At 69.9% G+C, this 21,893-nt stretch carries 23 protein-coding genes; 14 read left to right on the top strand and 9 right to left on the bottom strand.

Features of this window, described 5'->3' with window-relative positions; all coding sequences use genetic code 11:
- Window positions 1-267: 267 nt before the first annotated feature.
- A complete protein-coding gene (locus ABT352_RS21340; RefSeq protein ID WP_502992886.1) occupies window positions 268-1,422 on the bottom strand; it encodes an NsdA family TPR-like regulatory protein in 1,155 nt (384 codons plus the stop codon).
- 331 nt (window positions 1,423-1,753) lie between these two features.
- Here ABT352_RS21340 and ABT352_RS21335 point away from each other — a divergent pair, with 331 nt between their 5' ends.
- The 4 genes from ABT352_RS21335 (at window position 1,754) to ABT352_RS21320 (ending at window position 3,366) form a co-directional block, all read left to right on the top strand.
- On the top strand, window positions 1,754-1,984 hold the full coding sequence (locus ABT352_RS21335; protein ID WP_350946606.1) for a hypothetical protein: 231 nt from the start codon (window positions 1,754-1,756) through the stop codon (window positions 1,982-1,984).
- Complete coding sequence (locus ABT352_RS21330) at window positions 1,981-2,298, top strand: hypothetical protein (RefSeq protein WP_350946605.1); 318 nt, start codon at window positions 1,981-1,983, stop codon at window positions 2,296-2,298. Before ABT352_RS21335 ends, ABT352_RS21330 begins: the two co-directional genes overlap by 4 nt.
- Before the next feature lie 322 nt (window positions 2,299-2,620).
- Entirely contained in the window at window positions 2,621-2,929 is a 309-nt protein-coding gene (locus tag ABT352_RS21325; RefSeq protein ID WP_350946604.1) for a hypothetical protein, read from the top strand.
- 2 nt (window positions 2,930-2,931) lie between these two features.
- Window positions 2,932-3,366 carry a plasmid mobilization protein gene (locus ABT352_RS21320; protein WP_350946603.1) on the top strand — a complete coding sequence of 145 codons (435 nt, stop codon included), beginning with the start codon at window positions 2,932-2,934 and terminating at the stop codon, window positions 3,364-3,366.
- Window positions 3,367-3,396: 30 nt separating this feature from the next.
- On the opposite strand, the gene ABT352_RS21315 is transcribed toward ABT352_RS21320, so the two are convergent.
- Together ABT352_RS21315 and ABT352_RS21310 are read right to left on the bottom strand one after the other, a co-directional pair.
- Entirely contained in the window at window positions 3,397-4,221 is an 825-nt protein-coding gene (locus ABT352_RS21315) for an inositol monophosphatase family protein (protein ID WP_350946602.1), read from the bottom strand.
- A 139-nt stretch (window positions 4,222-4,360) separates the two neighbouring features.
- Entirely contained in the window at window positions 4,361-4,603 is a 243-nt protein-coding gene (locus tag ABT352_RS21310; protein ID WP_350946601.1) for a GntR family transcriptional regulator, read from the bottom strand.
- A 257-nt stretch (window positions 4,604-4,860) separates the two neighbouring features.
- Between ABT352_RS21310 and ABT352_RS21305 the strand changes: the two genes are divergently transcribed.
- The 3 genes from ABT352_RS21305 (at window position 4,861) to ABT352_RS21295 (ending at window position 5,952) form a co-directional block, all read left to right on the top strand.
- Complete coding sequence (locus tag ABT352_RS21305; protein ID WP_350946600.1) at window positions 4,861-5,091, top strand: hypothetical protein; 231 nt, start codon at window positions 4,861-4,863, stop codon at window positions 5,089-5,091.
- Window positions 5,088-5,405, top strand: coding sequence for a hypothetical protein (locus tag ABT352_RS21300; protein ID WP_350946599.1), 318 nt, complete (start codon window positions 5,088-5,090; stop codon window positions 5,403-5,405). Before ABT352_RS21305 ends, ABT352_RS21300 begins: the two co-directional genes overlap by 4 nt.
- Window positions 5,406-5,520: 115 nt before the next feature.
- Entirely contained in the window at window positions 5,521-5,952 is a 432-nt protein-coding gene (locus ABT352_RS21295) for a hypothetical protein (protein WP_350946598.1), read from the top strand.
- A 13-nt stretch (window positions 5,953-5,965) separates the two neighbouring features.
- Here ABT352_RS21295 and ABT352_RS21290 read toward each other — a convergent pair whose 3' ends face one another.
- Window positions 5,966-9,523, bottom strand: a complete 3,558-nt coding sequence (locus ABT352_RS21290) for a DUF4153 domain-containing protein (protein ID WP_350946597.1) — start codon at window positions 9,521-9,523, stop codon at window positions 5,966-5,968.
- A 246-nt stretch (window positions 9,524-9,769) separates the two neighbouring features.
- On the bottom strand, window positions 9,770-10,459 hold the full coding sequence (locus ABT352_RS21285) for a response regulator transcription factor (protein WP_350946596.1): 690 nt from the start codon (window positions 10,457-10,459) through the stop codon (window positions 9,770-9,772).
- A gap of 238 nt (window positions 10,460-10,697) precedes the next feature.
- Between ABT352_RS21285 and ABT352_RS21280 the strand changes: the two genes are divergently transcribed.
- The 5 genes from ABT352_RS21280 (at window position 10,698) to ABT352_RS21260 (ending at window position 18,357) form a co-directional block, all read left to right on the top strand.
- Entirely contained in the window at window positions 10,698-11,546 is an 849-nt protein-coding gene (locus ABT352_RS21280; RefSeq protein ID WP_350946595.1) for an arylamine N-acetyltransferase family protein, read from the top strand.
- A gap of 412 nt (window positions 11,547-11,958) precedes the next feature.
- Window positions 11,959-13,530: a serine/threonine-protein kinase gene (locus tag ABT352_RS21275; RefSeq protein ID WP_350946594.1), complete on the top strand. Its 1,572-nt coding sequence runs from the start codon at window positions 11,959-11,961 to the stop codon at window positions 13,528-13,530.
- Window positions 13,527-15,401, top strand: a complete 1,875-nt coding sequence (locus tag ABT352_RS21270) for a protein kinase family protein (RefSeq protein ID WP_350946593.1) — start codon at window positions 13,527-13,529, stop codon at window positions 15,399-15,401. Before ABT352_RS21275 ends, ABT352_RS21270 begins: the two co-directional genes overlap by 4 nt.
- On the top strand, window positions 15,394-16,941 hold the full coding sequence (locus ABT352_RS21265) for a serine/threonine-protein kinase (protein WP_350946592.1): 1,548 nt from the start codon (window positions 15,394-15,396) through the stop codon (window positions 16,939-16,941). The genes ABT352_RS21270 and ABT352_RS21265 overlap by 8 nt, the downstream gene beginning before the upstream one ends.
- 78 nt (window positions 16,942-17,019) lie before the next feature.
- Window positions 17,020-18,357, top strand: a complete 1,338-nt coding sequence (locus tag ABT352_RS21260) for a protein kinase family protein (RefSeq protein ID WP_350946591.1) — start codon at window positions 17,020-17,022, stop codon at window positions 18,355-18,357.
- A 46-nt stretch (window positions 18,358-18,403) separates the two neighbouring features.
- Here the strand turns inward: ABT352_RS21260 and ABT352_RS21255 are convergent, their stop codons facing one another.
- Both ABT352_RS21255 and ABT352_RS21250 read right to left on the bottom strand, forming a co-directional pair.
- Window positions 18,404-19,360, bottom strand: a complete 957-nt coding sequence (locus ABT352_RS21255; RefSeq protein WP_350946590.1) for a winged helix-turn-helix transcriptional regulator — start codon at window positions 19,358-19,360, stop codon at window positions 18,404-18,406.
- Complete coding sequence (locus ABT352_RS21250) at window positions 19,347-19,481, bottom strand: hypothetical protein (RefSeq protein WP_350946589.1); 135 nt, start codon at window positions 19,479-19,481, stop codon at window positions 19,347-19,349. The genes ABT352_RS21255 and ABT352_RS21250 overlap by 14 nt, the downstream gene beginning before the upstream one ends.
- 239 nt (window positions 19,482-19,720) lie before the next feature.
- Between ABT352_RS21250 and ABT352_RS21245 the strand changes: the two genes are divergently transcribed.
- Entirely contained in the window at window positions 19,721-19,912 is a 192-nt protein-coding gene (locus tag ABT352_RS21245; RefSeq protein WP_350946588.1) for a tail-anchor membrane protein, read from the top strand.
- A 291-nt stretch (window positions 19,913-20,203) separates the two neighbouring features.
- Here the strand turns inward: ABT352_RS21245 and ABT352_RS21240 are convergent, their stop codons facing one another.
- Together ABT352_RS21240 and ABT352_RS21235 are read right to left on the bottom strand one after the other, a co-directional pair.
- The gene (locus ABT352_RS21240) at window positions 20,204-20,521 is read right to left on the bottom strand and encodes a DUF3817 domain-containing protein (RefSeq protein WP_350946587.1); all 318 of its coding nucleotides are present in this window, start codon (window positions 20,519-20,521) and stop codon (window positions 20,204-20,206) included.
- A 29-nt stretch (window positions 20,522-20,550) separates the two neighbouring features.
- A complete protein-coding gene (locus ABT352_RS21235) occupies window positions 20,551-21,468 on the bottom strand; it encodes an SURF1 family protein (RefSeq protein ID WP_350946586.1) in 918 nt (305 codons plus the stop codon).
- A gap of 130 nt (window positions 21,469-21,598) precedes the next feature.
- Here ABT352_RS21235 and ABT352_RS21230 point away from each other — a divergent pair, with 130 nt between their 5' ends.
- Entirely contained in the window at window positions 21,599-21,775 is a 177-nt protein-coding gene (locus ABT352_RS21230; RefSeq protein WP_350946585.1) for a hypothetical protein, read from the top strand.
- The last annotated feature ends 118 nt before the right edge of the window (window positions 21,776-21,893 follow it).

Genomic DNA, 21,893 nt, shown 5'->3' with positions numbered 1-21,893 from the left:
CGGCCAGGGCCGCCTCGATCCCCTCCGGTCTCCCCATACCGCAATAACGAGCCTCGGAGCAGGAAGCGACGGTTTGTTTCCCGGCAGGCCCTTAGCTCCCCATTAAGGAATATTTCCCCACCCAAATTCACCGAATCAGACCTGCGGTCACCTTAGGTGTGAATTTACTGCTAATAGGGCACTTGGGGGCAAATATCCCATAGCAGGCACAGCAGCCTCTTCGAGCTGGAACAGCAGGGGTGCCACGCGGGCCGCCACTCGTGAGCCTCACGCGCAGGTCAGCACGCGGCGCAGGTCCTGGGCCGAGTCCGTCAGCGTTGACGTCGGCCCCGTTCCGGCGAGCTCGATGCGGTCGGCGACACGGAGCAGCAGGTTGACCGTACGTGCCGAGGCGATCTCGCTCGCCTGTGCCATCACCTCCACGATGACCGGCTCGGCCTCCTGCCACGCTTGTGCGTGTACGAGGCCGTTGAGCAGTTGGGCTCCGCAGTTATAGCGAGAACGTCCCCGCGTCAGGTGATGCTCGTAAGCCTCCGTGAGCGGGGTGACGGCCTTGCCCCACTCGCCCAGCTCCGCGTAGGCCATCCCCCGATGCCCGGCCAACTCGGCCTCGTGCATCCACCACGACCAGTACGGATCGCGAGTGCCGATGCTCTCGGTGAGCGCGGACCGTGCCCGATGGAGCGCTTCGAACCCCCGCGTCCCGTCACCCAGTGCGGCGAGCGCCCGACCTCGCCGTACCTGGAATATCGCTTGGACACGAGAAGGGAGGTCACCGCCGGCGAGCACGTCGTCGGCGATCCGCAACGTCTCGTGCGGGCGGCGCTGAAACTGGGACAGCATCGAGAGGTGAGCCAGCTCCAGCAGTTCCATACTGCGATCTCCCGCGAGACGGGAGAGCATCATCGCCTCGTGGATGATCTGACGTGAGACATCCTGTCGATCGGCGTCATGGGCCTGCCATGCGGCGATCTCCCCGGCCTCTCCGGCGGCGGCTTCGAGGTCTCGCTCGACGGTCGCGGTGAAGTTTCCCGCGGCGAGTTTGGCACCGGCGGTCCGGAAGACCCGCACTGCGAGGGGGAAGATCTCGTTTCCCCCGTACGCGGTGTCCAGTGCGACAAGCGCCTGCCCGGTGGTCCGGAGTGTCATCACATAGTCCGCGTCGGCCGGTCGGCCGTCTACGACAAATGGATCAAGCGCCTCGATTCCCAATGATGCCGATGTGTCTGGACGAATAGGGACGCTCTCCTCGAACAATTCGGTTTCCCTGAAACCAAACACCCGGCAGTACAGCGTGAGATAAGGCTCCCTGGGCCGGTGTTTCCCCGCTTCCCACCCCTTGATCGATCGCACCAGCGACTCCCTGGCCGGAAGGCGCTCGCGGGTCCACTCGTCAGCCGCTTCGGCCAGGCGCTTGGCCATCTCCTTTTGCGACCAAAGCCGGGCACACCGCTCTTCGCGGAGTCGAACAGCCCATACTGGAAGCTTTTTCATCACGCACCTAGGGCCGAAGGGAAACGCCGATCCCTTTATTTTCCCCCAGCACCACCTACCGATGCACAGGTTTACCGCGTGTGATGGACAGAGAATTCAAACAGGCGGGCCCCGAAGGTGCTCAGCAATCACCCCGCCTTCGTACTGGCCATCCAGCCCGTACGGCATTCCCCTCCGCGTCTTTGCCCACCTCATGAAATGGGCTCGTCCATCACTGCGAACGATCGGACAAGCCCGTTATCGGATGGAGGTCCAATCAGTGAACGATGCCAAATCCACCCACCCTGTATCCACCATCCCCGGCTGGCGGTTGATTCTCAGTGATGCCGGGCGACTGTGGGCCAGCCGGGAGGAGCCCTTCCCCTCGGTCGCCTTCCACGCCGGCGCCGAGCGGACCGTCGATGCCGACAATCTGGAAGCCCTGCGGGCCGAGACCGAACGGCAGGAGGCCATCGCACGGGAGGCACAGGCCGGGCAGGTGATCTCATGATCCGCCGCTGCCTGTCCGCCGCCCGAGGCCGCCATCGCGACGGCCAGGCCGTCATTTCGGTCCCGCACTACACCTGGGACCACGAAGCCCGCGCCCAGGCCGCGATGCTGCAGGCCACCCGCCCAGGCTGGTCGGTGCTCTACGGCACCGGCAGCCGTCTGTTCCACGCCATCGCCACCTGGCCCACCCCCGAGCCGCTGATCATCTGCGACCGGACCGCCGAAGGGCTGAGGGCCCAGATGCGCGAGGCCGAGACGACCGTCCTGCACCGCTGGGCCCTCACCTCCAGCTCGGTCAGCATCGGTCACTTCTGATAGACGGGCACGGCGGCCCCATCTTCTCCAGCTTGGGCCGCCGTACCGCACAGGCGTGAAGAGACGTCCATGTAGTGCGTGACACGGGTGGACACGCTCCACCAACCTGCCCTCGTCGCCCACGCAAAAGTCCTCAAACATCCGAAAACAACACCTCGGAAGACGGCTTCGGCACCTGAGGGGGGTGATTTCTGTGATCTGGGTGACGAAGCATGTCCACAGCGTGCAACGTTGACCCGCGATGGACCGGTCGAATGCTCTACCTCCAAGGCCGATTCGTATGACAACAACAGGGTAATCTGTATGACAGGGAAGGTCGTGAATGAGCAAGCCGCTCCCGATCATCGAACTGCCGTTGGATTGGGACGAGTCGAACATCGACCATGCACAGCGGCACGGGATCTCGCGAGAGGAGATCGAACAGGTCGTCCGCAACCTGCCTGACGTGCGCCAATCACGGAGGGGCGGGAAGCCTGTCCCTGATTACTACCTCCTGGAGGGGGTTACCGACGCGGGGCGACGTGTCACCGTGATCGTCCTCTACCCCGTCACCAGGAAGCGTGACTGGGGTGTGTACGAACTGGAAATCGCACGACCGGTTACCGCATACGACACACCAAGGAAAGGCTGAGCATGACTGAGAACGAACCGACCGCGCAGGACATCGCCGCGATGGACGAGGCTGAGCGTGCCCAGTGGTTCTACGACAATCGTGAGCAGGTCGCCGAAGAATCCACACCTGCCGTTCTCGACCGAGTCGTATCAGTACGGGTCAGCCCTGAAGACCTCGGCCTGCTGACTGAGGCCGCCGCTGCGGCGGGAATGAAACTGAGCGCCTGGTTGCGCGAGGTGGCGCTGGAAGCCGCAGCGATGGCACCTACCGCTCCACCTGCGGCGGTGCTGTCCGGCGAGGAGACACGACGGCTCCAGGACTCCGTTCTGAACATCGTGGAACTGCTGGAGCGCAGTGGCATCAGGCTCGACACGGCGACGGACGATCGCGATCAGTCACTCATTCTGCGGCCACTGCGTCGTCCACGAAAGAAGAAGATCGAAGCCGGCAAGTAGTCCGTAGGCCCGGATTCCCGGTGCACGACATCAGGAACGCTCCGCAGGGGGGAGCCTCGTTTCGCGTACCTTGGCGATGAGTTCAATGAGGTCGGCGAGAACTTTGGGACCTGCCGCGATGGTGGCTTCGGCGTTCATGGTGTGCGGACTGCCGTCCAGATCAACGACGACGGCTCCGGCTTCACGGGCGATGATCACTCCCGCTGCGGTGTCCCAGGGTTTGTTGCTGAGCATGATGTTGGCATCGACCTTGCCTTCTGCCACCCAGGCGAGGTCGATCGCGGCTGAACCGAACATCCGGACGCGCTGCACTCGGGCGGCGAGCCTGCGGGTGATCTCCAGGCGAGGCCGGTTCTCCGTCTCCGCGTCGGTGCCGACCGCGTAGTCGCCGATAGCGACCACGGCGGTGTGCAGGTCATCTGTCTCGCTCGCGCGGATCTCATGTCCGTTGGCTCGAGCTCCATGCCCCTCGGCCGCGCTGTAGCGGGAGTCGAGGAACGGCAGATCGATCACGCCGAGAGTCGGAACATCTTCCTTGACCAGGCCAAGTGAGACACCGCATAGCGGGACGCCCCGCAGGAAGTTGGCGGTTCCGTCGACCGGGTCGAGCACCCATACCAGGCCGTTTCCGGCACCGGCCATGGCCCCTTCCTCTTCACCGAGGAACCCGATCTCGGGTGTCTCACGGCTCAGGAAGTCACGAACCGCATGCTCCACGGCGTAGTCCACCTCGGTGGCCATGTCACGGTCGCCCTTGGCGGTGACGGCTCCGGGGAGACGGGTCTTCACGATCTCACTGGCGATAGTGACCGCCTGCTCGGCGATCGGCAGGAGTGCATAGGCGTCCCCAGTCAAAAGATCTCCCTGGTCTCTCCTACGGCGACTTCAAGATCTCGCTCCATGGCCGCCATGAAGTTCCTTGCGGTGAGTTCAGCGCCAGCGGTCCGTAAAGATTTCACTTCCCCTGTATGCGGTGTCCGGTGTGACCGAGGGCTTATTCCGCGCTGGATGGGGACTTGACGTATACACCCATTCCACGCACGGTCTCTACGAGCCCTTCGTCCTTGAGGACCTGGACCGCCTTGCGCAAAGTGTCGCGAGCGACCGCGAACTCCGCTTCCAACTCGACGAGGCTCGGGATCCGGCGGCCTGGCGGGATCTGTCCCGAGGCGATGCGCTGGCGCAAAATCCCGGCAATCTGCCGATAAGGCGGCACCGGCCCCTCTCTGTCGATCATTCAGCGAGCCTATGCGACCCCCCTAAACACCTGATAGCTACCCCAGAGGCTAGACGGGGGTAGTACACCAGAGGTACGGTTCTCCCGCAGACAGCGAAAGACCACCGGGTACTGAATCGCGCAGCACTCGCCCTGCCGCCGTACCGACCGCCTTGCCCGTACGGCGCACCCTTCCATGCCCTGTCCACCACATAAAACGGGCCCGTCCACCGCTGGAAACGTCCGGACGAGCCCTTGATTGGATGGAGGTCCAATCGATGAACGATGGTAAATCCACCGACCCCGAGCCCACCATCCCCGGCTGGCGGTTGATTCTCAGTGATGCCGGGCGGCTGTGGGCCAGCCGGGAGGAGCCCTTCCCTTCGGTCGCCTTCCACGCCGGTGCCGAGCGGACCGTCGACGCCGACAACCTGGAGGCCTTGCGGGCCGAGACCGACCGGCAGGAAACCATCGCACGGGAGGCGCAGGCCGGACAGGTGATCTCATGATCCGCCGCTGTCTGTCCGCCGCCCGAGGCCGCCACCGCGACGGCCAGGCCGTCATTTCGGTCCCGCGCTACACCTGGGACCACGAAGCCCGTGCCGAGGCCGCGATGCTGGAGATCACCCAGCCGGGCTGGGCCGTGCTGTACGGCACCAGCAGTCGTCTCTTCCACGCCATCGCCACCTGGCCCGTCCCCGAGCCGCTGATCATCTGCGACCGGACCGCCGAAGGGCTGAGGGCCCAGATGCGCGAGGCCGAGAGAACCACGCTCCACCGCTGGGCACTCACCTCCAGTTCAGTCAGCATCGGCCACTTCTGATGAACGGGCACGACGGCCCTCTCGCATGACTACCAAGAGAGCCGCCAACCAACGTCATGCTGCCTTGACGTCAAGCCTCCTTGACGTCAAGGCAGCATGACGAAATACTCGACCCATGGCGACTCCAGAGGATCTTGAACGTCAGTTCACGCTATTGGCCGCGACCGCGCGCTACGACGTACTACGCACCCGTGAGGCCCTGACCGCACCGGCCGACGAGGACGACGCCGAGCTCGCGCCGCTCGACCCCGGCGCCGAGCCCCTGACCAGGGGTGAGGCACTGGAGCTCCTCGCACTGGGCGAGGTGATCGCGCGGAAGGCGGGCTACGGACGTCAGCTCTCCGTACGCTCCGCCCGCCGGGCAGGCGCCTCGTGGTCGCAGATCGGTGCCGCGCTGGGGACCAGCAAGCAGGCGGCGTGGGAGGCCCACAACCGGTGGATCGACGAGCAGACCGGGGAACGCGACGGCCACTGGGGCTGGAACGAGGACGACGCGGCGGCCGCGCGCACGCTCGCCGGCGACCCGGAAGGCGCGGAGACGAAGTGAGCGCGGCCGTCGTTCAGTCCTGGTCGGGGATCTCCAGGCGGGAGAGCGTCTGCGGGCAGGAAACCGTGCTGAGCACCGGCCGCTGAGCCAGCAGTTCCCTCGCCTCGCGGCGGGCCAGGTTCCAGCCGTTCCACGAATCGGGTCCGGCGAGGTCGTTGGCCGCGACCACGTCCCGCAGGACGCAGCTGCGGGACGGTTCGGGCAGCCGGTCCAGGGCGGGCACGGCCTCCGCGCCGAGGTCGCCCAGGTATTCGAGGTCGATCCGGTCCACGCCCCGTACGGCGATCTGGGTCTCCGCGACCCGCAGGTCGGGGTTCCACACCGCGAACGCCAGCAGCGAGACGCTCGTCATCAGCACCAGGGTCCTGGGCAGCCAGCGCGCGTGCCCGCGCCCGGTGAGCCGGGCCGCGCCCGCGGCGAGGACCAGCGCGAAGACCCCGCCCAGCCACAGCACCGTCGCCGACACCGAGGCCCGCAGCCGGGAGAGCCCGTAGGCGTCCGCGTACAGGTCCAGGCGGTGCAGCGCGGAGAACAGGATCACCAGGGTGAGCACGCAGAGCACGCCGAGCAGTCCGGCCATCAGCCAGCGGTCGGAGCCCTTGAGATCCAGCGTCCCCGAGGCGACCGCGACGATGGCGAGTACGAACACGCTGACGACGACGAGCTGGAAGAACCCCGAACGCGCGTACTCCGCGTAGGTCAGCCCGGTGGCGGAGACCACCCACCGGGTGGAGCCGAACAGCACGGTGAGCTGCATCCCCACGAACGTCGCGAACAGCAGGTTCAGCGCCGTCAGCGGGGTCACCCAGAGACCGCGACCGACCGTGACCTTCAGGTCGGGGGCCTTCGGCTCGGCCACGGGTCGCAGCCCGACCAGCACGGCGGAGGCGACCACGCACGCGAAGACGACGAAGAGGACGATCCGCAACGGCAGCGACTCCGCCCACTCCTGCGCGCTGAACACCCGCTCGACGGCCTCGGCGAAGACCGCGTCAGCCGACGCGAACAGCGCGCCGAACACCGCGAGCAGCACGACGGTCAGCCCGCCCCCCAGCAGCAGGGGCATCACCCGGCGACGGGACATGAGGCCCTTCAGCCCTGCCCCGAGGAACCATGGCACCGGCAGCAGGTCCAGGACCACCGACGCACCGCCCCTGAACACCCCGAGCCAGCCGCGCCCGGCCCCCGACAGAGCGAGCGCGGCCGTCAGGAACCCGGCTATCAGCAGGATGCCGACCAGCCAGTCCGCGTCCCTGAACATCACCGTCGCGACCAGCCCGTAGGCGATCGCCCCCAGCCCCGCCGACCACGGGGTGATCCTCCTGCGCACCGCTGGGATCGCCGCCGCCCCCATCGCCGCGGACACCAGCACGAGTCCCAGCCCGGCCTTGCTGTACGGCACCGCGACCGCGGCGAGCAGCCCGACGGCGGCCGACACCGGCAGCACCCACCGGGGCGTGTCCGGCAGTTCGGGGCGAGGGAAGACCGGCGGCGCCTTGTACCCTCCCGGACCCCCGGGACCGTTGTGGCCTCCGGGCGCCCCGGGACCGCTCCCCCCACCCGGCCGGGAGACCGCCGACGGGCCCATCGGTGACCCCGTTGGTGAGCCCGTCGCCCCCTCCCCGACTCCCGTCGGCCGCGCCTCGCCTTCCCGCCGGGGAGCTCCCGGACCCGCTGCGCGTCGCGCGGTGGGTTCCCGTCCCGGAGGTCGGTGCGGGAGCGGCTCGACGGAGGCCAGGAAATCACTGGTCGGCGTCGTGGCGCCGATGACCGTGCCGACGAACGCGCCGATGGCGAAGAGGACGGATCCAGCGAAAGCGGCCAGCAGGGCGTCAACGGTCGCGAGGGCGATGCCCACGAGCACACCGCACACCAGCCCCGCGATACCGCCGAGGAAGACCCCGGAGAACGCTCCCGGCCAGTTCCGCATCACGACCGGCTGCTGACGTGCGCTCCCGTCTCTGGCGAGCACTGGTCGTGGAGGGTACGGCTGCGGAGAGGGTCGTACGGGAGGAGGCAGGGCGGCGGCTCCGGGGTCGAGGGCGGCAGGCGCCGGCCCCGCTCCTGACCCCGGTCCCAGCCCCGGTCCCGCCCCAGGAGAAGCGGGCACCTGTCCGGCCGCGACCGTCTCACGGACCTCGGGCGCGCGCCCGCTCTCCGCCGGTTCGACCGACTCCCTGGATTCGACGGCCACGGAACCCTGATCGGCCCCGGACACCCGACCGGCTTCCACCGGTTCGTCGGACACGACAGTCCCGGCGGCCCCGGTGACCATGGTGACCTCGACGGTCTCGCGACGTCCGGACGACGGCCCCGCCACGAGCGGGACGGACGACGTGGAGGCCGCGACCGGGACCGACGGCGTACCGACCGTGGACGGAAGCGACGGCGCGGAGGTATCGGACGGGACCGGCGCCGTACCGGCCACGAGCGGGACCGACGGCGCGGAGGCCGCGAGAACCGCAGGTTCCGCAGGCTCTGCGGGTTCCGCGGGAGCCTCGCTCGAAGGCTCCTCGCCCCGGGCGGCGGCGTCCTCCCCCGAGGGGAGGGGGGCCTTGCCGGGGAGGGACGGGGGGTTCATCTCGATCCTTTCCGGAAGGTCGGCCACGATGTGGCAGCCGACACCGTCGTCGACGTGGATGGAGCCGCCGTGGAGTTCGACGATCTCCTTGGTGATGGCGAGGCCCAACCCGGCGCCGCCGTCGTCGGCGGCCCGGCCCGCGTCCAGGCGGGAGAAGCGCTCGAACGCCCGTGCCCGGTCCTCGACCGCGATCCCCGGCCCCTGGTCGCTCACTCTCAGCCGGACTCCCTCTCCCCTGGCCGTGGCCGCCAGCACCACCGCCCCGCCTGCGGGGCTGTGGCGCACCGCGTTGTCCAGCAGGTTGGCGAGGACCTGCGCGAGCAGGTCGGGATCGGCGCGCAGACTCAGGCCCCCGGGGACCTCGCAGCGCGCCACCACCCCCTCCCTCGCGAGTACGGCCTCCCGCAGGGCCTGCTCGCACAGCGGACGCAGCTCGACGTCCTCGCGTTCAATGAGCCGTGCCCCGGATTCCAGGCGGGACAGGTCGAGCAGTTGCGCGACCAGGCGGCCCAGCCGCTCGGTCTGGGCGAGTGCGGTGCCGAGGGTGACGGGGTCGGGCTCCGAGACCCCGTCGACCACGTTCTCCAGCACCGCACGGAGCGCGGTGATCGGCGTACGGAGCTCGTGGCTGACGTTGGCCACCAGCTCACGCCGCTGCCGGTCCACCTCCCCCAGGTCGGCGGCCATCGCGTTGAAGGCGCGGGCGAGCTCGCCGACCTCGTCACGGGAGGACGCGGTGACCCGCAGGCCGTACCGGCCCTTCGCGATGGTCTGCGCGGCGGCGGCCATCTCGCGCAGCGGCTTGGTCATCCCCCGCCCGAGCAGCTGCACCATGATCAGCGCGAACACCACGGCCACCGCGACGCGCACGTCGCGCGAGTAGCCGGCGTTGATGCCGACCTCGTTGACGACGAACGCCGTCACCACGGCCAGCAGGATCACCATTCCGAGCTTTACCTTGATCCGGCCCAGGAAGTCGAGAGGTCTCAATGGTCGGCGCGTCCCGGTGTTGGAGTGGAAGGGCACATGAGTGTCTGAGTGACGGGGAGGGCGATCGGTTCTCCTCCGAGCGTGAGCGCCGTTTCTGAGGCGCGCGGAAACCAGCGTTAGCGGCCGTACACGAACGTGGGTCCGTGGCACCGTCGAGCGTGGGTCCGTGGCACCAAGGAGAAACGCGGTCGCGGCCGGGCGCCCCTGTCGGACCGTGAACGGCGATCGGCGTACCGGGAGGGCAGTTCACGGTTTGACGAGGGCGTAGCCGACGCCGTGGACGGTGCGGACGACTCCGGGGCCGAGCTTGCGGCGCAGGGCCCGCACGTGGCTGTCGACCGTACGGGTGGCCGCGGCCTCGGAGAAGCCCCAGATGTCGGCGAGCAGCCGTTCCCGCTCGAAGACCTGGCCGGGGCGCTCGGCGAGGCGGCAGAGCAGGTCGAACTCGGTCCTGGTCAGCTGGGCCTCGGTGCCCCGCACGTAGACGCGGCGCTCGGCGGTGTCGATCTCGATGTCGGCGAGGCGGATGACCGTGTCGGCCACGGCCAGCTGGGAGGCCCGCTCGACCCGGCGCAGCAGGGCGTGCACCCGGGCGACCAGCTCGCGCATGCTGAACGGCTTGGCCATGTAGTCGTCGGCCCCGACCCCGAGCCCCACGAGAAGGTCGGTCTCCTCTCCCAGCGCGGTGAGCATGAGCACCGGTACCGGCCTCGCGGCCTGCATCCTCCTGCACACCTCCAGCCCGTCGAGGCCGGGCAGCAGCCGGTCGAGCACCACCACGTCGGGTCCCGTCTTCGCGTAGGCGGCGAGCGCGGTCTGCCCGTCCCCGACGACCTGCACGTCGAAGCCCTCGGCGGCCAGCCTGTGGCGTACGGCCCGCGCGATCGTCTCGTCGTCCTCGACCACGAGGACACGGCGTTGCTGAGGGGTTGCCATGCTCGGCAGCGTAGACCTGAGCCGTGCAGAAGACCTGTGGTGAATTGTGAAGGTTCTGCGCACCCGGCGACCGGCCGCACCCATCGACCGCCCCGCGTTCCGGCATCCGCCGGAGGGCGGCCGACGTTCGCGACCGTTCCCGCATGTCCCTCGTTTTTCCGAGAAACGCACATCTTGTTCCCGAAAAAGCGCAGGTCCAAGGCTAGGTACGCGCTCACCTGGGCGTTAACGTGACAGGGTGATCGATGTCACCGCGTACCTCCGCAGGATCGGCGTGAAGGTCGACGGACCTCCGAGCGTGGAGTCACTGCATCTGCTGCACCGGGCACATGTCGAGCGCGTGCCGTACGAGTGCATGGAGATCTGGCTGGGCCGTCCGACGACCGTCGACCCGGTGGAGTCGGCGGCGCGGATCGTCCGGGGCCGTGGCGGCTACTGCTACCACCTGAACGGAGCCTTCTCCGAGTTGCTGAAGGCGCTCGGCTACCGGGTGACCCGGCATCGCGGCGGGGTGCAGGGCCGCGCCCAGGGCCCGGCGAACGTGGACGGCGGTCACCTCGTGCTCACGGTCTCCGGGCTGCCGACCCCGGACAATCCTCAAGGGAGGTGGCTCGTCGACCAGGGCCTGGGCGACGCGCTCCACGACCCGCTCCCGCTCGTCGAGGGCACGTACCGGCAGGGGCCCTTCACCTACGGCCTGCGTCCCTCCGAGGTGGAGCCCGGCGGATGGCGGTTCGACCACGACCCGCGCGGCGACTTCCTCGGCATGGACTTTTGCGGCGTGCCCGCCGAGATGCGGGAGTTCGCCGCGATGCACGATTTTCTCTCCACCTCGCCCGATTCGGGTTTCGTCCGCGTGGCCACGATCCAGCGGCGCGACGCCGGCGGTGTCGACGTCATGCGAGGGCTGATCCTGAGTCGTCGTGGCGACCGCGAGCACTCCCTGACCGCGCGGACCGAACGCGACTACTTCCAGATCCTCGCCGACGTCTTCGGCCTGCACCTGCCCGACGTCACCCCGCTGGAACGCGCCAAGCTCTGGCAGCGGCTGTGGACCGCCCACGAGAAGTGGTCCGACTCCCACTGACCCCCGGCTCCGGCTCGGCTCTCAATCCGGCTCGGTTCAGCTCCCGGCTTGGCTCGGCTCTCGACCCGGCTCAGTTCAGCTCTCAACTCAACCCGGTTCAGACCGGCCCGAAACTCCCGTACTCCCCGGTTGCGCCCTTCGCCGCCCGTCGTCGGCGACTGCTTCGGCTCCGCTTGAGGATCTTTCCCAGGAAGTTGCGGAGTAGCGTCTCGACGACCTCCAGGCGTTCGGAGAACTCGCAGGAGGCAGCCCCCTGCTCTCCGTTTCACCCCGCCCCAGGGGCATCATGAGGACACTCGTAACACTACGAGAACAGAAGCCACGGGACGGCGGATGGGGCGGAATCATTGCTCATTGGTTCATGTGCCACTAAGTGACTATGTTGCTGTCCGCGATGGGTTGAGCGAACGGGGTGAACGGGATCGACACTCGAGTGCTGGCGGGCCGTTACCGGCTGCTGAACCCTCTCGCCGAGGGCGGGGCGGGCACGGTCTGGCTCGCCACCGACGAGACGCTTGGCCGCGACGTGGCGGTGAAGGAGGTACGACTCCCTCCTGACCTCGATCCCGCCAGGCGACAGGAGATCTTCGCCTCGGCGCTCCGCGAGGCGAACCTCGCCGCCCGGCTCAAGCACCCCTCGATCGTGACCGTCCACGACGTGATCATCGACCGGGATCAGCCCTGGCTCGTCATGGAGTTGCTGTCGGGCACCTCCCTGGAGCAGACCGTCCGCGACCGGAGCCCGCTGCCCGCGCACCAGGTGGCGAGGATCGGCGTGGGCATCCTCAGCGCGCTCGGTGCCGCGCACGCCGCCGGGGTGGTCCACCACGACGTCAAGCCCGGCAACGTCTTCCTCACCAGGACCGGCAAGGCCGTCCTCACCGACTTCGGCTTCGCGGTCGCCGACGGCGAGGCCACCTCGGGCCGGACCGGCCACCTGGTCGGCTCGCCCAACTACATCGCGCCGGAACGGCTGCGCGGCGAGCGCGGCGGCCCCGCCTCCGACCTGTGGTCCCTCGGCGCCACGCTCTACTTCGCCGTCGAGGGGGTGCCGCCGCACCCCGCGGAGAGCCCCATCGCGGCGATCGGCCGGGTGCTCACCGAACCGCCTAGGCCGCCGGAGCGCGCGGGCGAGCTGGGCGAGCTACTGACGCGCATGCTCGACCCGGTTCCCGAGACCCGGCCGTCCTTCGAGTCCGTCGCCCGCTCGCTGGGAGAGCTGGCCGCAGGGCGTACGGCGACCGGGACACCGGCCGCGCCGCCCGTCCCCCCGCCGTCCCCCGCCCCCGTCGTCCCCGTACTGCCGCCCAAGCCGCGCCTGAGCCGTACGGCGCGGTGGGCCGCCGTCGAGACGGCCGGGATCGCGGTGGTCGTCGCGGTCACCTTCGGGGTGACGTTCCTGCTCACCTCGAACCCCACGGCCGCCGAGAAGCGGGTCAGGCTCAGCGAGAGTCCCGGCGCCTTCGCCACGCCGGTGGACGTGTGCGCGCTCGTCCCCGGCTCCATGGCCAGGCAGCTGCTGCCCGCGCTGACGGGCGAGGGCAAGCCGACCAACGACGGTGGCTGCCAGTGGGCCACCAGCGGCATGGGGCTGGAGGTGCGTCTCTCCGGCGCCGACCAGTGGGGCAAGAGCCCGCGGCAGGCCCACGAGCTGTTCGTGAACCGGCGCCACGAGGTCATACCGAGCGGGGAGAACGCCTGGAGCTGGCCGGAGATCCAGGCCGGTATCCGCTCCTCGCGCAGCACGGCGCCGATGGCGGTGGAACCCGTCGGGGACGAGGCGTTCGGCTACGACGTCTACGAGAATCGCAAGACAGGCAGGCTGGAGCAGAGCTACGTGGTCGTACGCGTGGACAATCTCGTCCTCGACGTCGGTTACACCGTGGTCGACGGCAGCAAGGACGGCCCGGCGATCCAGGCGGGCGCTCACACCACCGCGACATGGGTCGCGAACGCCTTGAACAAGCAGAAAGCGAGCGGATGAACCATCCAGAGGTCCCTCGAACGCAGGGCAGGCACGCGGGCGCGCACGCCGCTCCCACCGCGCCGGGGCCCGGGATCGCCGGAGCCGAGGGCGCGCCGATGCTTGAACAGAGCTCACTGGAACAGGTGATCGCCCGGTTCGGGCCGATGTCCCCGCAGCAGGCCGCGGTGGTCGGGGTGGCCGTGCTGGACCAGCTCGTGGTGTCGCACCGGCAGGGCATGCTCCACGGCGACGTACGGCCGGGTTCGGTACTGCTCGGCCCGTACGAGCAGATCATCCTATCCGCGCCGTCCCTGCCGTCCCCGCTCTTCACCTCCCCCGAGGGGGTGACCAGCCCCGCCGCCGACCTGTGGTCACTCGGCGCGACCCTCTACACCGCCGTCGAGGGCCGTCCGCCGTCGCCCGGCGGTTCCCTGGACAACGCGGGCCCGATCGCGCCCGTCCTGTTCCACCTGCTCGCGGCCGACCCCTCCCAGCGGCCCGACCCGATCACCCTGCGCGGCGCCCTGATCGAGGTCTCCCAGTACCGTCCGGGGCCTCCGGCCGCGCCGCCTCCCACCGGCGCGCTCCCTTCGACCTCGGGAGGTTTCGTCGGGGGAACCTCGGAGCCGGGAGCCTCCGACCCCCCTTCGTCTTCCGTTTCCTCCCCTTCCATCCCTTTCCCCCCCTCCGCTGTCGCGGCGACGGCGGCCTTCGGGCAGACGCCCCCTCCGGGCCCCGGCACTCCCGGGGCCCCGGGAGCGGCCACCACGACAGGACCGCAGAGGTACGAGGCGACCGCGCCCCTCGGAGGTCCCGGGGTCGCGGGCAGGCAGGAGGACGAGGCCGCCCCGTCCCGCCCGGGAGAGGAGACCGCGCCCTTCAGGAAGACCCTCACCGAGCAGATGTCCGACATCACGGCGAAGCTTCCCCAGCAGGACGTCCCCGTCCCCCCACAGGTCGCGCTCTCCTCCTCTCCGGGCACGCCGATCGCCTGGCAGAACCAGCCTTCGCAGAACCAGCCCTCACCGCAGCAGCGGACCGCCCCCGGCCTCCCCCCGCAGGGACAGCCCCACCAGGGCACACCCCAGCAGGGACAGCCCCACCCAGGCGCGCCCTTCCCCTCCGCTCCCACACCGCCCCACCAGAACCCGCAGGACGCCCCCACCTCGCGTGAGCCGGCCCCCCTTCCCGTTCCCACGCCACCGGGCGCGTCCGCGGAGCCTTCCGAGCGGACGACGGGGGTGCTCGTACCCCGGCCCGTCGTCGCGCTCACCGGCGCGCTGCTCTTCGGCATGGCGGTCACCATCGGCGTCCTCCTCACCTCGATCGTCACGAACGCCGACGACACCGTCGCCGCCGAACCGTCGGGCGCAAAGGGCCGCTTCGCCACGGCTCCCCGGGCCTGCGGCCTGCTCGACGACGACCAGGTGAGCCAGGTCGTACCGGGATACAAGAGCTCGGAGGTCGAGCACTCCGTCTGCAACTGGCTCAACCAGCACGACTGGCGCAAGCCCAACGTCGAGAAGTACGACCTGCGCGTCCGGTTGATCGCCCAGAAGCAGGACGGTTCCGAGGTCATGAGGGCGAGGGAGTATCTGGCGGGCAAGAAGAAGGATCTCGTCGACAAGGGCCAGTTCGTCACCCCCAAGCCCCTCCCGCCCAAGGACCTGCGGGGCGTCGGCGAGGAGGCGTTCACCTCGGGCACGTACAACGCCATCAACCTGTACAACGGCTCCTACAAGGCGACCGTGGTCTTCCGGGTCAGCAACCTGATCGCCGAGGTCGAGTACGAGCGGGGCGGCGTCAAGGAGGACCCCGACGGCAAGATCGCCGAAGGCGCGCTGCGGGTGGCTCGCTGGCTCAACGACTCCCTGAAAACCGATGACTGATCGGATGGCGGGCCCGCTGCCGATACTGGCGGGTCGCTACCGGGCCGTGGAGAAGCTCGGCGCGGGCGGGATGGGTGTCGTGTGGCGGGCCCGCGACGAGCTGCTCCACCGCGAGGTCGCGATCAAGGAGGTCAAGCTCGGCCCGCACCTGCCCGAGGCGCAACGCGTCGAGGCGCGGGAACGCACCCTGCGCGAGGCGCGTGCCGCCGCCCGGCTGGGGCACCCGTCCATCGTGGCCGTACACGACGTCGTCGCGCAGGACGGCCGCCCGTGGATCGTGATGGACCTGGTCAAGGGCCGTTCGCTGGAACAGGCGATCCAGGCCGAGGGGCCGCTCCCGCCCCGGCGAGCGGCCGTGATCGGCCTGGCCGTGCTGGACGCGCTCGCCCTCGCGCACAGCCGGGGCATCGTGCACCGCGACGTGAAACCGGCGAACATCATGCTCGCCGTGGACGGCGGGGTGCTGCTGACCGACTTCGGCATCGCCGTCCTGGAGGGGGACGTCCAGCTCACCTCCCCGGACGCGCTGATCGGCTCCCCCGGCTACATGGCCCCCGAGCGGCTGCGCGGCACCGACGACGGCCCGGCCACCGACCTGTGGTCCCTCGCGGCGACCCTGTACACGGCCGTCGAGGGCCGGAGTCCCTTCCGTCGCGACACCCCGGCCGCGACCATCGGCGCGATCCTCACCCAGGAGGTGCCACCGCCCCGCAGGGCGGGGGATCTGACTCCGGTGCTCATGGCGGCCCTGACCAAGGATCCCCGGCTGCGCCCAGGGGAGGCGGGACTGCGCACGGCCCTGCGGCAGATCTCCCAGGGACTGCCCCCGCAGCCGCTCTCCCCGGTCTCCCCCGGCCCGGCCGCCCCGCCCCTCTCCACGCAGGAGACCGTGCCGGGAAGGCGGGCGGCCAAGCCCCGCCGTACCGCCCTGATCACCGGGGCCGCGCTCGCCACGGTGGCGCTCGCCGCGACCGGGGCGGTGGTCCTGATGACGTCGAACGACTCAGAGGCGCCCGCGACCCCGTCGCCCACGACCGGCGCCGGACGGTTCGCCACCGCGCCCGACGCCTGCTCGCTGCTGGCGGACTCCCAGAGCCGGGCCGTGGCGCCCAGCGCGACCCCCAAGCCCGCGACGACCACGCGGGCGGAAGAGGGGTCCTCCTGCGGCTGGGGCGGGCCGTCGGAAGCGCACTGGTTGCGGGTCTCACTCACCCGCAAGGCCCCCGTGAACGCGAAGGCCGCCCCGGAGGTGGCCCACGAGTTCTTCGTCTCCGAACGCACCAGGACCATCGCCGACAGGGGAGAAGGCCCCTTCGGCTCGACCGGTGCCGTCAGGAAGGCCGATCGGGTGGGCGCGGAGGCCTTCGCCTTCGACGTGACCGCGCTGGACCGGGTCCACTCCACGGTTCGTTTCCGGATCAGCAACCTGCTGATCGAGGTAGACGTGTCACAGAAGGGCGAGCGCCCGAACGCCGAAATGCGCCGGCAGGCCCTTCGCGCCGCCCGCCAGGTCGCCGAGAAGCTGAACAACCTTGACTGAGCGCCCTCGTCCCGCGTTTCCCCCGGCGGCCCTCGGGCGACCCGCACGGTTCGACACCAGCGCACCCGAGGAACCGGTATGAGCGACCCGAACCTGCTGGCCGGTCGCTATCGGTTGCTGGAGCGCCGCGACCGCACAGGAACCACCTGGCGTTCCCGCGACGAACTGCTCCAGCGCGACGTCACGGTCACCGGGATGGCGCTCCCGCCACCCGGCCCGCGGCGCGACGGCCTTCTCGCCAGGATCCGCGCCGCGGCGGACCTCAGGCACCCGAACGTCATCACCCTGCACGACGTCGTCTCCTTCCCCGACCAGGTCTGGCTGATCCTGGAGTCGGTCGAGGGCCGCTCGGTGCTGCAGACCGTCCGGGCCGAGGGGCCGCTCACCTCCGAGCGGACGGCCGAGGTCGGGCTGCGCGTACTGGACGCGCAGACCGCCGCCCACGAGCGCGGTGTTCACCTTCTGGCAGGCCCGGAGAGCGTGCTTCTCACCCCTGACGGCAGGGTCGTGGTCACCGGCTTCGCCATGTTCGACGCCACCGACGAGCTGCGCGACCTGGGCGCCGTCCTGTTCACCGCCGTCGAGGGACAGGTGCCGGACACCGGCCCGCGCCCGGCGGACGGCACCGCCCCGGCCTCTCCCCTGGGGGACCTCGTCGAATCCGGCCCCGCCTCGGGGGGCACCGGCGCGGCGACCTCCGGCCCGCTCGCCCCGCTGGTGGAGAGTCTGCTCACGGCCGACCCGGCCCACCGCCCGGACGCCGACACCGCCCGCACGATCCTGCGGGGACTCACCCCCCGGCCCGCCGGATCACGCCGCCCCCTCCTGATCGTCGTGGCCGCCGCGCTGGTCCTCCTGGCCGGCGGCGGTACGGCGTTCTGGCTCTGGTCCCGTCCCGCGTCCCAGCCGACGAACGCGGCTCCGGCACCGCTGCCCACCTTCTTCGCGAAGGCCCCTGACCCGTGCTCCCTGATCTCGGAGGAACAGGCGGGCCGCCTCTACCTCGCGCCCTCCCCGTCGAGAGAGAAGGCGACGTGCGAGTGGCAGGCGGCTGACACGACCGCGCCCGGCAGTCTCAGGAACACTCTGAAGATCACCGTCGTCCGCGAATCGAAGGCGACGCTCGCGCACGCGAAATACCTTCGCCTCCACGCACAGGACATGAAGGACACGCGGACCGTGAGCGCTCTCGCCGATGTGCCGGGGCTCGGCGACGAGGCCTACGCCTACCAGATCAGCAACGGTCATTCGAGCGTCAACTCGGTGATCGTCATCCGTGTGGGAAACATCGTGACGGCGCTGCAGTATCACCGGTTCACCGTTCCGGACACCGATGGCAGGGGCAGCGCCGGAGCCCTCCAGGCGGCCCGCTGGACGGTCGACTCACTCCGCGTCCGGGAGGCGCCATCCGGGTAGCGAACCCCCGATCGCCGTCCCTCCGGTCGCGAACCTTCGAGCGCCGTCACCCGGGTGGCGAACCCTCAAGCGTCGTCATCGGGTCATCGGGGAGGATGAAGCGGACCTCGCGTCGCTGGAGCGGTCGCTCGCACGCCCTGCACAGCAGGACCGGCTGGAACGCGGCGCCACAGAACGCGTGGGTGATCGACAGGGCCGAGCCCTCGGGGGCGGGGAACTCGCGCTGGGCCCAGTCGACGAGGAAGGCGAAGACCTCGAAGAAGGCGAGTCCTTTGTCCGTGAGCCGGTACGAGCCGTCGGGCCGGGCGTCGAAGACGCGCAGTTCGACGAAGCGGCGCAGCCGGTCGGTGAGCACCGAGGGCGCGATGCCGAGGCCGGACTGGAAGTCGACGAACCGGCGGATGCCGAGGAACGCCCCGGCCAGGACGCTGGTGCCCCACCGGTCGCCGAGGATCTCCATCGACGTCGTGTAGTAGCCGATCAGGTCGATCGGGGTGTCGGCGCGGACCGTGCGGCGGTGCCGCCGCGGTGTCCCGATCCGGGAGAACGTGGCGAGCGGGCCCGGCTCGGTCCGGGTGTCGCGGGCACTCATCGGCCGCAGGCAGGAACCGCACCCGAGGTGCGGCCTGGCGTCCTGGCCGCACTGCTCGTGCAGCAGCGGCGGGCGCCGTTTCGGCTCGACCCAGTCTCGCTCCCACGCGTGGATCGCCACCAGCAGGGTCCACAACCGGAGCCCGCGCTCCGTCAGCCGATACTCGTAGCGGGTGCGACCGCTGCGGTACGCCGACAGCTCGAAGATGCCGTGGTCGACCAGTTCCCTGAGCCTGGCGGCGAGAACCGACTCGGAGATGCCCAGCGCGTCGTGCCAGCCGGCGAAGGTCCGGATCCGCAGCAGGAACGCCCGCTGCAGGATCAGCAGCACCCACCGGTCTCCCAGGATCGCCAGTGCCTGCCCGATCGCACTGAGCTCGCCTCGCGCCGGCTCCCGCTCAGTGCCGTCCACAGCCTGTCCTCCACATGGTCGCGTGATCGTTCTCGCCGCCGGCGAGCGTGGTCGCGCCCGTCCGGTCGTCCCTCCTGCGGTGGTGCCCGTCGCCGAACCCGGCACCGACGAGCATGATCATGTCGGTTTCCGGTGGAACATGTTCACTCTCGTTCCCGGCGAAACCGCCAAACTACCAACCCGGCGCCGCCCGGACAGCCCGGTACGCCCTCCTGTCACACCAGCGGCAGGGGACGGCCATCACCGGGAAAATCGCGATATATCTCGGCTGGAACCACGGCGATGGGTTCACACGTTGGACGGGCGACGCACAATGAACTACAGACGGGGCGTCCGCCCCGCGTTCGGAGGATGTTGAGGATGTCGCCCGTCCAGAAGTACGCGATCGGCGCCGGAGCAGTGGTGTTCCTGTCGTGGCTGTTCCTGCCAGGTTTCCTGACGCTGCTGATCCTCCTGGGCGTCGTCGCCGCCCCGGTCGTCGGCTACCTGATGCTCGACCCGTCTCAGCGCGAGCGTCTCAAGCGTTCGCGTCGCCGGGGGCTCGGCCGCTGACGCGGCGACGCCCCCCGCACGGCCCGGCCTCGCGATCCCGTTTCCGAGCCGGGCCGTTCAGGCGCGCCTCACAGACCCGCCTCCAGGCCGGACCGTTCAGACGCACCTCACACACCGCCTCCAGGCCGGACCGTTCAGACGCACCTCACACACCGCCTCCAGGCCGGACCGTTCAGACGCATCTCGCGAGCCCGTCTTCGAACCCGGCACGGGCCGGGTGGTCCGCTTCCGGACCTGACCTGGTCCCGGTCGGACGCACCGTGACCCGCCTCCGGCCCCGGCCCGGATCGGTCAGGCGGTGGCGGCGGCGGTCGCGAGCTCCGACTCCACCCGGCGGGTCACCCTGCGCTCGAACACGAACGAGAGCAGCGGCACGGTGCCCGCGAGCATCACCCCGAGGATGTACTGCCACGTCCAGCGTGCCTTCATGCCCAGGTTCATCGTGGCCACGAGATAGAGCATGTAAAGGAAGCCGTGGATCGGAGAGACGATCTTCGAGGGCTCCTCGATACCGAAGCCGTACCTGAGCACGATGCAGGTGACCAGGATGAGCAGCATCACGCCGACGATGTAGGCCAGGATGCGAAAGGGCTTGAGAGCGGATTCCACGGTCGGTTACCTCGGTCTTGGGGTTCGGTTCACGGGGCGGTACGGGCCGGCAGGGCGGGCGTCTCCGGCTCTCCACCGGCGCCGCCCTCGTGGGCGGCCCCCGGGCCGGGGGCGATCCCGGCGTCGGAGGCGGAGTCGGGACCGGCACCGGATTCGGTGTCGGTGACAGTGGCTGTGACAGTGGCGGTGTCGGCCTCAGTGGCGGTGGTGGGAGTGGCGTCGATCTTCCGCGTGCCGCCGCGCAGCGCGTCACGAACGAAATGCCACCACATGAAGACCGCGAAAAGCCCGAAGATCCACCACTGGGCGGCGTAGGCGAGGTTGCGCCAGGTGAGCCCGCCCGGCTCGGTCGGCGGAGGGGCGCTCACCGGCCTGGCCGCGACCGCGGGAGCCGGTGACTGGGCGGTGGCGATCACGAAACCGTCGCGCAGCTTCGTACCCCGCCAGAGGTTGACCAGTTCGGCCGACGACACGGTCAGCACCTGCCCCGGCGGCAGCTGCCTGGTCCGGCGCTGGACGCTGTCGGTGGACTCCGAGGGCCGCAGGCGCCCGCTGAGGGTCACCCGCCCCTCGGCAGGGGCCGTGACGGCGGGATCTCCCGCCGTGGCCACCCAGCCGCGTACGACCGGGATGGAGGTGCCGTCGCCGAGGTCCAGCGGGGCCAGCAGCCACAGACCCCCGTCGCGCTCGGCCACCAGGAGCTGCTTCGAGACGTCGAAGGTCCCCTCGGCGGTCACCTGGCGGCTGACCGCGTCGGCCGTCATGTGCTTTCCCGGCGCGGTGAGGGTGGCGACCGCCACGGGGGCGGGATCCCGCAGCGACTGGGGCATGCCGGAATCCTCGAAGACGCCGAGCTGCCACCTGCCCAGCAGCCCGCACACGACGAGGGCCCCGACCGCGAGCAGGTGGAGCACCACCACGCGGGCGGAGAACAGGATCCGGAGCATGACACCACGCTATCCGCCCCGGTCGGCGGTCCGGCCCTCAGCCCTCGTCCCTGGCCAAGCAGCGGAATCCGTCTCGTGAAAGTGGACAAATCAGTGTTGGGAGGTATCCCGTATCGCTACAGTCATCTCCATGTCTGATCCTCAGCAGATTGACCCCGCGGGCAACACCCAGGCGTTCCGCGCGTTCGCCCAGCGTAAGGACCCCGAGGCCGCCCCCGAGAAGCGGTCGCTCGTCCTGCCGATCACGGCGGCGGTGGTGGTCGGGGTGCTGGTCGTCGTCGCCGTGGCCGCGTACCTGCTGCTCTGACGACCGGGGAGTCCGCAGCGCCGAAGGCATCGCCCTCGGCGCTTTTCGCGTTCCCGAACGTCCCTGGACGTCCTTAGACGTCCCGCCGACGCCCTTCGGCGTCCCCGGCGGCGCGGCC

Origin of the sequence: Streptosporangium sp. NPDC000563 (assembly GCF_040299985.1) — a bacterium.
GTDB lineage: Bacteria > Actinomycetota > Actinomycetes > Streptosporangiales > Streptosporangiaceae > Streptosporangium.
The sequence above is the reverse complement of the archived record's forward strand: the minus strand, read 5'-3'. Positions and strand labels throughout refer to the sequence as shown.